The sequence below is a fragment of the Martelella sp. FLE1502 genome (assembly GCF_053484255.1).
On record NZ_JBAKFQ010000026.1, the window covers coordinates 20,923 to 35,422 of the forward strand.

Here is a 14,500-nt window from a genome sequence, read left to right on the forward strand (position 1 = left end):
GCAAAGAAACGAGAGGAACAGACCATGAGACTGATCAGAACAACCCTTGCGGCGCTGACGCTGTCACTTGCCGGCACCACCGCCGCATTCGCGACGGACGTCACCATTCTCACCCCCTATATCAGCTCGATCCCGACCAACGAGATGGCGCAGAGCTTCAAGGCGGAAGGCGAGAAGCGCGGCTGGGATGTCACCATCATCGACACCCGCAACGATTTCGGCCAGCTCGCCTCGCGCATGGAAGACACGGTCAATGCCAAGGCCGACGCCATCGTGCTGATCTCGACCGATCCGGGCCAAGTCGGCGATCAGGTGGCCATGGCTGCCGAGGCCGGCATTCCGGTGATCTCGCTCGACGGCTCGAAGCATGACGATGTCGACGTCAACGTCACCTCCAACAATTTCGAGCTCGGCACCCAGCTTTCCGAGGCGCTTTTCAAGGCGCTGGACGGCAAGGGCAATATCGTCAAGTTCTACCACTCCGCCCATCCGGGCGTGCATCAGCGCGAGCTCGGTCTCGACGCCACGCTGGAAAAATATCCGGATATCAAGGTGATCGCCGATCACTTCGTCAAGGTGCCGGGCCCGGTCGATGACGGTCGCATCGCCATGGAAAACATCCTGCGGCAATATGGCGACCAGATCGACGGCGTCTGGGCCGCCTTCGACGATCCGGGCATCGGCGCGGAACTGGCGACGGAATCGGAGCTGCCGGAGTCCAAGCTGATCATCATGGGCATTGACGGCAATGAGCAGGCGGTCGACATGATCAAGTCCTGCACCCATTTCAAGGCCACCTTCCGTCAGGACTTCCCCGGCATGGCGGCGGTTGGCGCTGAAGAGCTTGAGAAGATCCTCGCCGGCGGCGCTGCCGAAAGCGATGAGATTTATGTGCCCGCCGTGATGATCACGCCGGAAACCCTTGGCGTGACCTGCCCCTGACGGGCCGTTTCGAAACCGGGGTCGCCGGCAGCGGCGGCTCCGCCTTTCACCTTTCGCAGGATGATCAACATGTTGCTGAGCATCAAAGGGCTTGAAAAGCGCTTCAGCGGCGCGCGCGCGCTTGCCGGCGCCGACCTTGCGGTCGAGGCGGGCTCGGTGCACGGGCTGCTGGGCGAAAACGGCGCCGGCAAATCGACGCTGATCAAGACGCTCTCCGGCCTGATCGCGCCGGATGCGGGCGAGATACGGATCGACGGCAAGCCGGTCGAGATCGAGAATGTCCGCCATGCCGAGGCGCTCGGCTTTCGCTTCATTCATCAGGAACTGAGCCTGGTGCCGCATTTCAACGCGGTGGAAAATGCCTTTGTGGGCAGGCGCTATCCCAAACGCGGCCTGTTCATCGACCGCAAAAAGATGGCCGCCGAGATTGCCGAAACCGCGCGCGATATCGCGCCCGACCTGCCGCTGGACGTGCCGGCAGCGCGGTTGACGACCGGGCAGAAACAGCTTGTCGAGATCATTCGCGCGCTGATCGGCGAACCCGCGCGCCTCGTCGTGATGGACGAGCCCACGGCCTCGCTGTCCGACGGCGAGGCGCGCAGGCTCTACCGCGCCGTGGCGCGGCTTGCCGAACGCGGCGTCGCCGTCGTCTTCATCTCGCACCGGCTGGATGAGGTGATGGAAATCTGCGACCGTTTCACGGTGCTCAGAAACGGCGCGACCGCCGGGGCAGGGGCCATCGGCGATATCGACCGCGCCGGTCTCGTGCGCCTGATGTCCGGCCGCGAGGAAGTGCGGTTGACGCCGGGGCCGATGACGGTGGATGCGCCGACAGTGCTGAAGGTTCGCGATCTGCCTTTCGGCACGCACGGCTCGCGCGTTTCCTTCGACATCCGGGCCGGAGAAATTCTCGGCCTTTACGGGCTTGTCGGCGCGGGGCGCTCGTCGCTGATGAAGATCATCTGGGGCGCGACTTCGCACGGCGCGGGCGCAATCAGCCTTGAGGACAAACCGCTTCGCCCCGGACGCATCGACGACCGGATCAAGCGCGGCGGGGCCTATGTGCCGGAGGACCGCCGCCATGAGGGGCTGATCGTGAACCGTACGATCGCCGAAAACCTCGCCATTGCCAATCTGGCCTCGGTGCGGGCATCATCCGGTCTGCCATGGACCAGCGTTGCCGCGCTGAGGCGCCGCACGCAGGAGGTGCGCGAGGCGCTGTCGGTCAAGATGGGATCGCCCTTCGCCAAGCCGCTGACGCTGTCGGGCGGCAATCAGCAGAAGCTTCTCTTCGGCCGATGGTTCGGGCGTCCGATCCGGCTCCTCATCCTGGACGAGCCGACGCGCGGCGTCGATGTCGGCGCCAAGGCGGAAATCCACGCGGTCGCCCGCCGTTTCGCCGATGAGGGCGCGGCGGTGCTGATGACAACCTCGGACATGGACGAGTTGCTGGCGCTTTCCGCCCGCGTGCTCGTGATGGCCGGGGGCGAGGTGACCGCGGAACTTGCCGGCGCGGCGCTCACGCCCGAGCGCATCATCGACGCCGCCTTTCAACATCAATCACGGAAAGACCCCGCTGCATGACCGGCCTTGTCAGACGTTACGGCACGCTTGCCGCGCTTGTCGTCATCATTATCGCCTTTTCCATCGCGTCTCCCAACGCCTTCGGCTCGGCGAACAACCTTATCAACATCACCCAGCAGATGACCCTGCTCGCCATTGTCGCCATCGGCGCGACCGTGGTCATGGCGGTCGGCGAGTTCGACCTTTCGACTGCCTCGATCGTGTCCTTCGGCGGGATTCTCGTGGTGGTGCTCTTCAAGGCCGGCGTCCCGGCGTCGCTTGCCTGCGTTATCGTGCTGGCGGCGGCCTCCGTGTTCGGCATGGTCTCCGGCTTCGTGGTCGCCCGCTTCGAGGTTCTGTCCTTTATCGCCACGCTCGCGGTTGGCACCATCGTTGGCGGCATCACCTTCTGGCTGAGTGAGGGCGCGACGCTGTTCGGCGACATCCCCGCTGCCTTCCGCGATATCGGTCGCGGACGCACCCTTGGCCTGCCGACGCTGACCTGGTGGCTGATCGGGATCGCGATCCTGGCCTGGTTGATCCTCGACAAGTTCGAGATCGGGCGGCGGCTCTACGCGATCGGCGGTAATCGCGAGGCTGCAAGGCTTGCGGGCGTGCGGATCGTTTCCAACACCATGTTCGCCTTTGTCGTTTCCGCCGTGTTTTCCGCGCTGGTCGGCATTCTGCTCACCGCGCGCATCGGCTCGGCCGGGCCGACGGGTGGCGGCGGCTATCTGCTGTCGGCCTATGCCGCCGTGTTTCTGGGCATGACCGCGTTTCGCGAGGGCGAGGCCAATGTGCCGGGCACGCTGGTGGGGGCTGCGATCATCGCCGTCATCGGCAACGGGCTCACCATTCTCGGCGTCTCCACCTTCCTGCAGGACATCATCACCGGAACCATCATTCTCGCCGCCGTGCTCGTGCGCCGCGCCGGAAAGGAAAGAGGCTGACATGGCGCGCATGCAAAAGCGGGAGGCGCGGCCCGGCCGCTACGGCACGTTCGGCGGCCAGTTCGTCGCCCCCGTCCTGCTCCCGGTGCTCGACAGGCTGGAGGCGGCGTATCGCGAGGCCTGGTCCGATCCCGCCTTTCACACGGAACTGGCCTTCCTGCTCAACCGCTTCGTCGGCCGGCCGACGCCGCTGTTCGATATCCCGGCCTTTCCGGTGCGTCCCGGCGGCGCGCGGATCGTGCTCAAGCGCGACGACCTGACCTTCAACGGCGGCAATTACGCCAATTCGGCCGTCGGCCAGTGCCTGCTGGCAAAGCGCATGGGGCTTTCCGCTGTCGTCACCGACACCGGCTCCGGTCAGAACGGCATTGCGGCTGCCGCCACCGCCGCCCGTTTCGGCATGGGCTGCACCATCTATATGGGCACGCGCGATGCTGCCCGGCAGCCCGCGGCGGTAAAGAAGATGCGTCTATTCGGGGCGAAGCTCGAAATCGTCGACGATGCCGACCGGGCGCTGAGCGCGGCCACCAGCGCCGCGATCCGCCACTGGATGGGCCATTCTGACACCGATGCCTATCTCGCCGGCGCGCCGATCGGCCCGCATCCCTATCCGGAGATGGTTGCGGCCTTCCAGTCGGTTATCGGCAAGGAAACCCGTCTCCAACTGATCGAGGGCGGCATCTTCCCGGCGGCGGTGTTTTCCGCCGTCGGCGGCGGTTCCTCGACTATCGGCCTGTTCTCCTCCTTCGTGAACGACCTCTCGATCAGGTTGATCGCGGTGGAAGCGGCGGGCACGGGCGGGCCGGGCGCGCTCCACGCCGCACGGCTCTCGCACGGCCAGCGCGGCATTTTCCACGGAGCGGAGACGCTGGTTCTCTCCGACGCGGAAGGGCAGATATTGCCGGCCGCTTCGATCGCGCCGGGGCTTGCCTATCCGGGCTCCGCGCCGCAGCTTGCCGATCTCGTCCATCGCCGCCGCGTCGAGACCGTCTCGGTGACCGACGGCGAGGCCCGCGCCGCCGTGCGGCGGCTTGCCGAGACCGAGGGCGTGCTCCTCTGCCTGGAGGCGGGCCACGCGCTCGCCGCCGCCGAGCATGCGGCGCGCACCATGGAGCCGCATGAAGCGGTCGTGGTGATGGCGCCGTCTTCGGGCGACAAGGATATCGATATTCTCTGGCAGGACGACTGATATGGCGCGCAAGACCGACAAACGCGAAAACCGCATCGATGCCATGTTCGCCCGTCTCAGGAAGGAAAAGCGGACGGCGTTCGCGACCTTCACAGTCGGCGGTGACCCGACCTTCGAGGAGAGCCTTGCCCGGCTGAAGACATTCGTGGAGGCGGGCATCGACCTGATCGAGATCGGCTACCCATTCAGCGACCCGATCCTGGACGGGGCGACGATCCAGAAGGCGAACCGGCGCGCGATGGCGGCCGGCGGCAATCTTTCGAAGACCTTCGAGCTTTGCACCGCTTTCCGCAAGGAGGACGACACGACGCCGCTGGTGCTGATGGGCTATGCCAACCCGATCATCGCGCTCGGCTACGAACGGTTCGCTGAAAAGGCAGCCGAGGCCGGGATCGACGGCATCATCGCCGCCGACCTGCCGCTGCGCGAGGCCGGCGATCTGTTGAAGGCGCTCGCCCGCCATGGGCTCTACATGATCCCGCTGGCAGCGCCGACGCTGGAGGCCAAGGATTTTGCCGCGGACCATCCGGGGCTTGGCGGTTTTCTCTACTGCATACCGGTAGTTGGCCCCACCGGCGGCCCCTCGGCCTCGCAGGACGCGATTGCCGAAGCCGTTGAACGCTGCCGCCGGCAGGTCCGACTCCCCGTCATGGTCGGCTTCGGCGTCAAGACGCCGGAAATGGCCGCGGGCGTGGCAAGCGTGGCCGATGGCGTCATCGTCGCTACCGCGCTGATCGACGCGTTTTTGGCGCTGGAACAGGAAATCCCGCTCTCCAATCCGGAATTTCAGTCCCGTATTGCCGAGAAACTGGCGGCCTTCCGGGCTGCGATCTGAGGCGGCGCGCTGGAAAGCGTTTCCGCGATGTGCCTTGCAGTCCTACTGCAGGGCCCTCAATTTCTGAAGGTCGCGGATTTCGATGGAATTGTAGCCGATCGACAGTATGCCGCTCGCTTCGAGCTCCTTGAGCACGCGATGGACGCTTTGCCGGGAAACGGAGAGCATGGCCGCGATATCGTACTGGTTGACCGCGATCTGTGTTCGCTCCGGCTTTTTCGACCGGAAGCCGCGCTGGTCGACATAGGTCAACAGACAGCGTACGACCCGGGCAGTCAGGCTGCCGGGCGCGAAGCGGTTGAGGGTTATCAGCGCCATGCGCAGCCGTCGGCAGACGATCTCAAGCATGAGCTTGGTCAGACCGATATCGGAGTAGATGAAATTCCGGAACTGACCGGCCGGAATGAAGACGGTCGTGCTCTCGCCGTGCGAGGAGGCGAAATGGTCCGGCGTCTGGCCATCGATCACGGAAAGGAACCCGAAAACGTCGCCCGCCAGCAGATCACCGGAGAGAAACCGGTCTCCGTTTTCGCCGATGTTCTCAAGCCTGATACTGCCGCGCACGATGAAATAGATCCCGTCCGTGGGCGCGTCGAGCGTGGCGATCACCTGACGATTCGCGAGTGTTCTCACCGAGGCCATCGTCACGAGTTGCTGTTTCTGTTCGGCGGTCATCTCTTTCAGAAACTGGTGCGAGTCGCTGAATTCCTCGAAAAGCCGGGCAACACTCTCTGCCATGATCGTACTCCCTCGATGCTTGCTGGAGGGAGAATGTAACAATAGATACAATCCGTACAATCCCGTAAATGATAATCCTTGGGCAGCGACAGCCCGGCTGGAGGGAAACGACTTACCGCGAACCGACCAGCGCCATCGCTATCCATGGCTGGAAGGTCACCAGCAGAAGGCACAGGATCATCAAAAGCACGAAAGGTATGGCAGCGCGGCAGACGAAGCCAAAATTTTCCTTGAAGGCCGTCATCGCCACGATCAGGTTCAGCCCGAGCGGCGGCGTGAGAATGCCGATTTCGAGGTTCAGGACGATGATCACGCCCAGATGCGTGCTGCCGACGCCATAGGCCTCGGCCAGCGGCTTCAACAACGGTGCGGTGATCGCGATGGCCGACGCCGTATCCATGAAGCAGCCGATCAGCAGGAGCATGACATTGGTCAGCAGCAGGAACGCAGTCTCGTTGTGCACATGCTCCGTCATGAAGGCTATGATCTGGTTCGGGATGCGATGTTCGGCCAAGAGCAGGTTGAGGGAAACGGCGACGGCGATCAGCGGGAAAAGCGCGCCCACCAGTTTCGCCGACTTCACGCATATCTCGACATAGTCACGGGATTTCAGTTCGCGGAAGAACAGCACCTCGACGACAAGCGCATAAAGAAGCGCCACGGCGGCTGCTTCGGTGGGGGAATAGTAGCCGCTGTAAATCCCGCCGAGCAGAATGATCGGCATCAGCAGGGCAGGGATACCGCGGAAAATGGCCTCGCCCAGATCGCTCATGCTGAACCGCTGGCGTGGCACGGACCAGTTGCGCGCCATGGCATAGGCCGAAAACACGCCGGTCAGCAGCAGGCCGGGGCCGATCCCGGCCAGGAATAGATCCGAGATATTGGTGTCGGTGACCACGCCGTAGAGAATCATCGGCAGGGAGGGCGGGATGATGATGCCCAACGTTCCCCCGGCGCAAAGCGCCCCGATTGCGAAGGACCTTGAGTATCCATTCGCGGTGAGCGCCGGATAAAGCACCGAGCCCACCGCCAGCATTGTGACGATGGAGGAACCGGAAATCGCCGAAAACACTGCGCATGACAGGATCGTGGCCACCGCCAGGCCGCCGGGAATGGGGCGGGTGAGGGCGGACATGACCGCCACCAGTCGTTCGGCGATGCTGCCGCGGCCCATCACCGCGCCGACCAGGATGAACAGGGGCACGGACAGCAGCAGCTCGCGGTCCATCGTCGCCCACATGTCCTGAAGGAAATATTCGAGGGCGCCGCCGCCCCAGATGAGCTGGGCGGCGCCAGCCACGAACATCAGGATCAGCACCAGTTCGACGCGAAGGATCAGAAGCAGGATCGCGACCCCGAGAAGAAGCAGGGCCATCATTCCATCTGCTCCTCTTCTGCTGGGCTCAGTTCAGGAAAGGCCGCATAGATCAGATGGCGCAAGGCGGAGAGCACAAACGCCACGGGCAGGATTATCTGCACCGGCCAGACCAGCCAGCCCAGGGTGAGATCGCGCTCCCCGATCATGCGGGAAAAGGAGATCATATCGACGGCGCCCCACGCCAGAAACAGAAGGATGGCCGCTGACGCCACCCGGCCGGCGCGGCGCGCGGTCGCTTCGGCGCGGCCCCGCGTGACGAAATCAAGAAACCGGGGCCTGAGATGCGCGCCGCTGGCGGTCGCCAGTCCGAAACCCGCCATGGCGCACAGGATCAGCGCGTACACCGCAAATTTGGATGCCCCGAACACGCCATGCGCAAATACTTCGCGTCCAATGATATCCATCGACAGGGAGGCCAGAACGGCGGAGAAGGTCAGGACGACGATGGCTTTCTCGATGGTCGATACGGCATTCAGAACGTGTTGGACTATGCGGATCATCAGCGTTTTCTTTTAAAGAAACGAAAGGGCGCGCAGTTTTCGGCGCGCCTTCCTGTTTCTGGTTTCAGGCATTATGAGCCACAATCCGCTTTTGCTTTCTGGATGGTCCCGAAAAACCCTTTGGCATCGCCTTTAAGCTCGCTCAGGGATTTATCCCAGGTGGCGCGCGCGGCATCTTCCCAAAGCTGCTGCTGGTCGGGAGTCAGGCTGACGACTGTGCCGCCGGCTTGCTCCAGTCTTTCCGCCATCGTCTTTTCGAAGGCATCAATTTCCTGCAGTTTCGCGCCGAAGTCCATCACTGTCAGGGCATCGGTCAAGGCGGCTTTCTGCTGGTCATCAAGCTTCGCCCAGCTTCGCGGAGACACGATGACGGCGCCGAGGCTGAAGAGCACGTCCGCCCGGGTGAAGACAGGCAGGGTCTGCGTCAATCCCGAGGCCATCGCATAGGTCAGCCCGAAGTTGACGGCATCCACCAGATGCGTACTTGCCGCAGAAGGCGTGTCTTCGGCCGGAAGGGGCATGGGTGTGGCGCCGATCGACTGGAAGAAATTGATCGACGATTTGGAAGGCGCAGAGCGCACTTTCTTTCCCTTGAGCAGGTCCGGCGATACCAGCGGCACGGTCCCGACCATGCCCTGATGTTCCACGGGGGCAAAAGTAAGAAGGTGAAATTTCCGGCCCACCGCCTCCCGGGCGGGTTCCGTCAGCTTGGGGACCACGCATACGACCTGTTCATCATCGTCGAACAGGAAGGGGAGCATCAGCGTATCGAACTCGGGCACGATGCTCGAAAGCACCGGCAGCGACCCGGACCACATGTCAATCCTGCCGCTCGGGCGCTGGTGAGCGTGTCGCCCATAGAGCCAAGCTGTCCGGCATAAAATAGCTCGATCTTAACCTGGCCGTCGGAAAGCTCCTCAACCTTTTGCGCGTAGGTCTGGGCCTGCTTTGCCCAAACCGTCGCATCCTGCACGCCAACGGCCAGTTTCAGGGTCACCGGTTCGGCTTGGGCCGCAGTCGCAACGCAAACGGCGAGGGCGATCAGCAGCCCCCTGGCGGAAATCCCCATCAGCCTCCTCCTTTGATGATTCACTCAGTGCATCACTCTAATCGCGCCGCGCCTGGCGGATTGTCCTAATTGTTACGTTTTTTCGGATTTGCTCATCCGTGTGGGTTTGTCGGTTCTAGCCTTTTCGCAAGAGTATAGCGCAAAGTTCGCCATTCCCGCATAGTGCCTTTATCTTGCTGAGCGTGAGGGGGGCTGTTCGTAGGATTTTTTTCCAATAACCCCGGAATCATTGGACGGATTGACATTTACTTCCACCGCCGAACCTTTACCCATAGGCCACCTTCAACGTGAACGGCTTCGTTCAGTACGCTTGGGAAAATTCAATGGCCCTTACCCATTTGCAGAGACTGGAGGCGGAATCGATTCATATCTTCCGCGAGGTCGCGGCAAGTTTCTCCAGACCGGTGATGCTGTATTCGATCGGCAAGGATTCGTCGGTGATGATGCATCTGGCGATGAAGGCGTTCTATCCGGCCAAGCCGCCCTTTCCGTTTCTCCATGTCGACACCACCTGGAAGTTCCAGGCGATGTACGATTTCCGGCAGAAGATGGCCGATGATCTCGGCATTGACCTGCTCGTTCACGTCAACCCGGAAGCGGTCGAGGAAGGCATCAACCCTTTCGATCATGGTTCCAATACCCATACCCATCTCTGGAAGACGGTGGGGCTGAGGCAGGCGCTCGACAAATACGGCTTCGATGCCGCTTTCGGCGGTGCGCGGCGCGACGAGGAGAAATCGCGGGCCAAGGAACGGATATTCTCGTTCCGCAATGCGCAGCATGCCTGGGATCCGAAGAACCAGCGCCCGGAAATGTGGAAGACCTACAATACCCGCGTCGGCAAGGGCGAATCGATCCGCGTCTTTCCGCTGTCGAACTGGACCGAGCTCGACATCTGGCAGTATATCATGAAGGAGAATATCCCGATCGTGCCGCTCTATTTTGCGGCGAAACGTCCCGTTGTCGAACGTGACGGCGCGCTGATCATGGTCGATGACGCGCGCATGCCGATCGGCCCGGATGAAACCGTGACCGAGAAGATGGTGCGTTTCCGCACGCTCGGCTGCTATCCGCTCACGGGCGCGGTCGAATCCGATGCCAGCGACCTGCAGGCGATCGTGCGCGAGATGCTGACGGCCAGAACCTCGGAGCGCCAGGGTCGCATGATCGACAAGGACGAAGCCGGGTCGATGGAGAAGAAAAAGCGCGAGGGGTATTTCTGATGGTCGAGGATGTTTCCGGCGACATGATCGCCTATCTGGCCGATCAGGAACAGAAATCCCTGTTGCGCTTTCTGACCTGCGGCTCCGTCGATGACGGCAAGTCGACCCTGATCGGCCGCTTGCTCTACGACACCAAGCTGATCTTCGAGGACCAGCTTGCCTCGCTCGAACGCGACAGCGCCCGCCACGGCACCACCGGCGAGGATATCGACTTCGCGCTTCTGGTCGACGGGCTGGAATCCGAGCGCGAACAGGGCATCACCATCGATGTGGCCTATCGTTTCTTCGCGACCGCCAAGCGCAAGTTCATCGTCGCCGATACGCCCGGCCACGAGGAATATACCCGCAACATGGCGACCGGCGCCTCGACCGCCGATCTTGCCATCGTGCTGGTGGACAGCCGTCAGGGCATTCTGCCGCAGACCCGAAGGCACTCCTTCATCGCCTCGCTGCTCGGCATTCGCCATATCGTGGTCGCGATCAACAAGATCGACCTCATGGACTATTCCCAGGAGGTCTATGACCGGATCGTCGCCGACTATCTGGAATTCGCAAAAGATCTCGGCTTCGAGACGATCGTGCCGATCCCGATCTCGGCGCGCTACGGCGACAACGTTACCCTGCCGTCAGTGAACATGCCGTGGTACACGGGGCCGGCCCTTCTGGACCATCTCGAGACGGTGCCTGTCGAATCCGATCTCGCGGACAAGCCGTTCCGGATGCCGGTGCAGCTCGTGACGCGTCCCAACCTCAATTTCCGCGGGTTTGCCGGGCAGATCGCATCCGGCCGGGTGGCTGTGGGAGATCGGGTTACGGTCGCCAAGTCCGGGAAGAGCTCGACGATCCGCCAGATCGTCACCATGGACGGCGATCTCGACAGCGCCGAGGCGGGGCAGGCGGTCACGCTCGCCCTGGAGGACGAGATCGAGGTCTCGCGCGGCAATATCCTTGTGGTGCCCGGTGAGCGGCCGAACGTTGCCGATCAGTTTCAGGCGAAGATCATCTGGTTCGATGCGGATGCGATGATCCCGGGCCGTTCCTATATTCTGCGCACCGAGGCCGACCAGACGCCGGCGACGATCACCGCCCTCAAATATCAGGTGAACGTCAACAGCTTCGCCCATGAGGCGGCCAAGTCGCTCCACATGAACGAGGTCGGGGTGTGCAACATCTCGACCCAGGCGCCGATCGTGTTCGATGCCTATGCGGACAACCGCACCACCGGTAATTTCGTGATCATCGACCGGATATCCAACAAGACCGTCGGTGCCGGCATGATCGACTTCGCGCTGCGCCGGGCGCAGAATGTCCACTGGCAGGCGGTCGAGGTCAACAAGAAGGCGCATGCCGACCTGAAGGCGCAGAGGCCGGCGGTGCTGTGGTTCACCGGGCTTTCGGCGTCGGGCAAGTCGACGGTCGCCAACGCGCTGGAAAAGATCCTCCATGCCAAGGGCAAGCACACCTATCTGCTGGATGGCGACAATATCCGTCATGGGCTCAACCGCGATCTCGGTTTCACCGCGGAAGACCGGGTCGAGAATATCCGCCGAGTGGCCGAGGTGGCCCGGCTCATGGCCGATGCCGGGCTGATCGTGCTGGTGTCGTTTATCTCGCCCTTCCGCTCCGAACGGCGGCTGGCGCGAGAGATGATGGAAGACGGCGAGTTCATCGAGATTTTCATCGATACCCCGATCGAGGTCTGCGCCGAGCGTGACCCCAAGGGCCTCTACAAAAAGGCGCAGGCCGGCGAGCTCGCCAATTTCACAGGCATTTCCTCGCCCTATGAGCCGCCGGAAAACGCCGAGCTTCATCTCCACACCGTCGGCCATGAGCCATTTGAGCTGGCGAGCCGGATCGAGGATTTCCTCGCGAGCCGGGAAAAGGGGGAGTAAGCGCCATGGCCGATATGCAGCAGGTCTTTCTTGATGCGGCGCTTGAAGCGGGCAGGGCGATCATGGCGATCTACAAGAACGGCATAGACGTGACCTACAAGGCGGATCACTCGCCGGTGACGGCGGCCGATGAGCAGGCCGAGGCGATCATTCTTGCCCACCTCGCCCGGTCTTTTCCCGATATTCCGGTGATCGCCGAGGAAAGCGTTGCGGCCGGGAGAGTTCCCGATGTCACTGGAAACGCATTCTTTCTTGTTGATCCGCTTGACGGGACCAAGGAGTTCATAAGGCGACGAGAAGACTTCACGGTCAACATCGCGCTCATTGAAAGCGGCGTGCCGGTTGCGGGTATCGTTTATGCCCCGGCCAAGGGGGTGGCCTATCGGACCACGGCTAATGGCGCTGAGAAATTGTTCGTGGTTGATGGCGCCGTTATGCGTTCCGAAGCGATCAGGTGTCGCCCGAGGGGAGAGGTGATGATTGCAGTGGCCAGCATTTCACACAACACTCCGGAAACTGAGGAGTTCATGCGTAAAATCGGCGTGTCGGACTTTACCACCGTGGGCTCGTCGTTGAAATTCTGTCTTCTCGCGGAGGGGGCTGCCGACGTTTATCCGCGTTTCGGTCGCACCATGGAATGGGATACCGCCGCCGGCGATGCCATCCTGCGCGCCGCCGGAGGCATAACCGAGTGTGCGGATAACACAATCTTTGTGTACGGCAAGACCGGGCAGGAGACCGATAGCGATTTTGCCAATCCGGCCTTTATCGGGTGGGCGCGTCGGCCTTTGCGCTCTTAAACGGCGGTCGATCTGCGATCGTCGTCCGCGTGGTCCTGTCACCGTGTTGGTCTTGTAAGGCAGTCCTTTAGTCCGGTTGCCCTGACTGCCATCCGAACAATGTCTGCGTTATGACCTCCACGGCGGTCTTGACACCGTTTTCCCGGCGCAGGCGCGTCGCCAGGGTTATGGCATTTTCGCGCAGTTGGGCGTTTGAAACCGCCTCTGTTATGCCCGCCGCCAGGCGGTCCTCCGTCAGGCGTCGGCGCGGCAGCGGGGCTGCGCCGACGCCAAGTGTTACGCTCAGCTTGGCCCAACCCCGCTGGTCGCCAAAAAACGGGCAGATGAGGCAAGGTACGCCGGCGTGGAAGCCTTCCGCCGTTGTGCCAGCGCCGCCGTGATGGACAACAGCCGCCAGGCGCGGGAACAGCCAATCATAGGGGACGGGCGGTATGACGATGATATCTTCGTCGCCCTCGATCTCCAGTCCGGCCCAACCCTTTGCTATGACGCCGCGCTGACCGGCCTTGCGCAAGGCTTTAATCACCACCTTCGCGAGTGCCTTCGGATCGGCGCTTGGCATGCTTCCGAAGCCCACAAAAACCGGTGGCGGGCCGCGATCGAGAAAGGCGGCAAGTTCCTGCGGCGGCGAATAATCCCGGCTTTTATCCAGCCGCCAATAACCCGTGACATGGGCGCTTTCCGGCCAATCCGGCGGGCGCTGCAGGACTGCGGGGCTGTAGGCGTGCAGCACGCCTGCAGTTCCGCCGTCCGGTGGAAACAGCACGGCGCTTCCGCTTCGCACTGGCGGCAGACCGAGAACGTTTTGACGGAATCGGTTCGTGCGACTGCGAAAAACGCCAATGGACTTGCCAGCGAGCGCATAGGTGAGCCGATTGTAGCCAGGCAGCGGCAGTTTCGGCAGGCCCATGGCGGGGAAGGCGTTTGTGGGGACGATCATCGGCTGGAGCGCGGCCAGAAATGCAGGAATCTTGAGTTTTTCGGCCACGTGGGGGGCCGCAAACAGTTTGGCGTTAAAGACGATGATATCCGGCGAGAAATCGGCTGCGGCTGTCCACGTTTCGTGCATCAGCGCGTCGTTGATAGGGCCGGACAGCCTTGCTAAACGGATGCCGGCTGCGATGCGCCGGAACGGCCCGGATCCGCTCTCCAGGACAGCTTTTCCATCCGGCGTTTCGAGCGTGGCAAGCGAGGCGTCGGACATAGGGAAAAACGCGACCCCGGCATTGTTCGCAAACGCTTCAAACCGGGAGGAGGAGGCAAACAGAACCTCGAAGCCGGCTGATTGTAAGCCAATTGCCAGCGCCAGAGCCGGTTCGACGTCACCGTGGGTGCCGTAGGCGCAGACGAGAGCCCGTTTCAGTGACATTCCTGATTTAGCCTCTGCGTGTTCCAGTTACACGTGGATGTCGCCGCCAAGT

Annotated in this window: 14 protein-coding genes; 8 read left to right on the forward strand and 6 right to left on the reverse strand. The window is 62.4% G+C overall.

The window, feature by feature from the left end; all coding sequences use genetic code 11:
* Nucleotides 1-24 precede the first annotated feature (24 nt).
* The 5 genes from V6767_RS18335 (at nt 25) to trpA (ending at nt 5,479) form a co-directional block, all read left to right on the forward strand.
* Entirely contained in the window at nt 25-942 is a 918-nt protein-coding gene (locus V6767_RS18335; protein WP_448474775.1) for a sugar ABC transporter substrate-binding protein, read from the forward strand.
* A 69-nt stretch (nt 943-1,011) separates the two neighbouring features.
* Nucleotides 1,012-2,526 (forward strand): sugar ABC transporter ATP-binding protein, encoded by a 1,515-nt coding sequence (locus tag V6767_RS18340; RefSeq protein ID WP_448474776.1) that lies wholly within the window; start codon nt 1,012-1,014, stop codon nt 2,524-2,526.
* Complete coding sequence (locus tag V6767_RS18345) at nt 2,523-3,455, forward strand: ABC transporter permease (RefSeq protein ID WP_448474777.1); 933 nt, start codon at nt 2,523-2,525, stop codon at nt 3,453-3,455. The genes V6767_RS18340 and V6767_RS18345 overlap by 4 nt, the downstream gene beginning before the upstream one ends.
* Before the next feature lies 1 nt (nt 3,456).
* On the forward strand, nt 3,457-4,644 hold the full coding sequence (gene trpB / locus V6767_RS18350; protein ID WP_448474778.1) for a tryptophan synthase subunit beta: 1,188 nt from the start codon (nt 3,457-3,459) through the stop codon (nt 4,642-4,644).
* A 1-nt stretch (nt 4,645) separates the two neighbouring features.
* Complete coding sequence (gene trpA, locus V6767_RS18355; protein WP_448474779.1) at nt 4,646-5,479, forward strand: tryptophan synthase subunit alpha; 834 nt, start codon at nt 4,646-4,648, stop codon at nt 5,477-5,479.
* Nucleotides 5,480-5,521: 42 nt separating this feature from the next.
* On the opposite strand, the gene V6767_RS18360 is transcribed toward trpA, so the two are convergent.
* From V6767_RS18360 to V6767_RS18380, 5 genes are all read right to left on the reverse strand, one after another.
* On the reverse strand, nt 5,522-6,217 hold the full coding sequence (locus tag V6767_RS18360; RefSeq protein WP_448474780.1) for a Crp/Fnr family transcriptional regulator: 696 nt from the start codon (nt 6,215-6,217) through the stop codon (nt 5,522-5,524).
* 112 nt (nt 6,218-6,329) lie between these two features.
* Complete coding sequence (locus V6767_RS18365; protein WP_448474781.1) at nt 6,330-7,595, reverse strand: TRAP transporter large permease; 1,266 nt, start codon at nt 7,593-7,595, stop codon at nt 6,330-6,332.
* Nucleotides 7,592-8,095 (reverse strand): TRAP transporter small permease, encoded by a 504-nt coding sequence (locus V6767_RS18370; RefSeq protein ID WP_448474782.1) that lies wholly within the window; start codon nt 8,093-8,095, stop codon nt 7,592-7,594. Before V6767_RS18370 ends, V6767_RS18365 begins: the two co-directional genes overlap by 4 nt.
* Before the next feature lie 71 nt (nt 8,096-8,166).
* Nucleotides 8,167-8,913: a TRAP transporter substrate-binding protein gene (locus tag V6767_RS18375; protein WP_448474783.1), complete on the reverse strand. Its 747-nt coding sequence runs from the start codon at nt 8,911-8,913 to the stop codon at nt 8,167-8,169.
* Nucleotides 8,856-9,164 (reverse strand): hypothetical protein, encoded by a 309-nt coding sequence (locus tag V6767_RS18380; protein WP_448474784.1) that lies wholly within the window; start codon nt 9,162-9,164, stop codon nt 8,856-8,858. Before V6767_RS18380 ends, V6767_RS18375 begins: the two co-directional genes overlap by 58 nt.
* A 287-nt stretch (nt 9,165-9,451) precedes the next feature.
* Here V6767_RS18380 and cysD point away from each other — a divergent pair, with 287 nt between their 5' ends.
* Genes cysD through cysQ form a run of 3 tightly spaced genes read left to right on the forward strand, consistent with a single transcriptional unit; the run spans nt 9,452 to nt 13,079 of the window.
* A complete protein-coding gene (cysD, locus tag V6767_RS18385) occupies nt 9,452-10,387 on the forward strand; it encodes a sulfate adenylyltransferase subunit CysD (protein ID WP_448474785.1) in 936 nt (311 codons plus the stop codon).
* Nucleotides 10,387-12,279 (forward strand): bifunctional sulfate adenylyltransferase/adenylyl-sulfate kinase NodQ, encoded by a 1,893-nt coding sequence (gene nodQ, locus V6767_RS18390; protein ID WP_448474786.1) that lies wholly within the window; start codon nt 10,387-10,389, stop codon nt 12,277-12,279. Before cysD ends, nodQ begins: the two co-directional genes overlap by 1 nt.
* Nucleotides 12,280-12,293: 14 nt before the next feature.
* Nucleotides 12,294-13,079 carry a 3'(2'),5'-bisphosphate nucleotidase CysQ gene (gene cysQ / locus V6767_RS18395; protein WP_448474813.1) on the forward strand — a complete coding sequence of 262 codons (786 nt, stop codon included), beginning with the start codon at nt 12,294-12,296 and terminating at the stop codon, nt 13,077-13,079.
* Between the two features lie 67 nt (nt 13,080-13,146).
* Here cysQ and V6767_RS18400 read toward each other — a convergent pair whose 3' ends face one another.
* Complete coding sequence (locus V6767_RS18400) at nt 13,147-14,448, reverse strand: glycosyltransferase (protein ID WP_448474787.1); 1,302 nt, start codon at nt 14,446-14,448, stop codon at nt 13,147-13,149.
* Between the last annotated feature and the right edge of the window lie 52 nt (nt 14,449-14,500).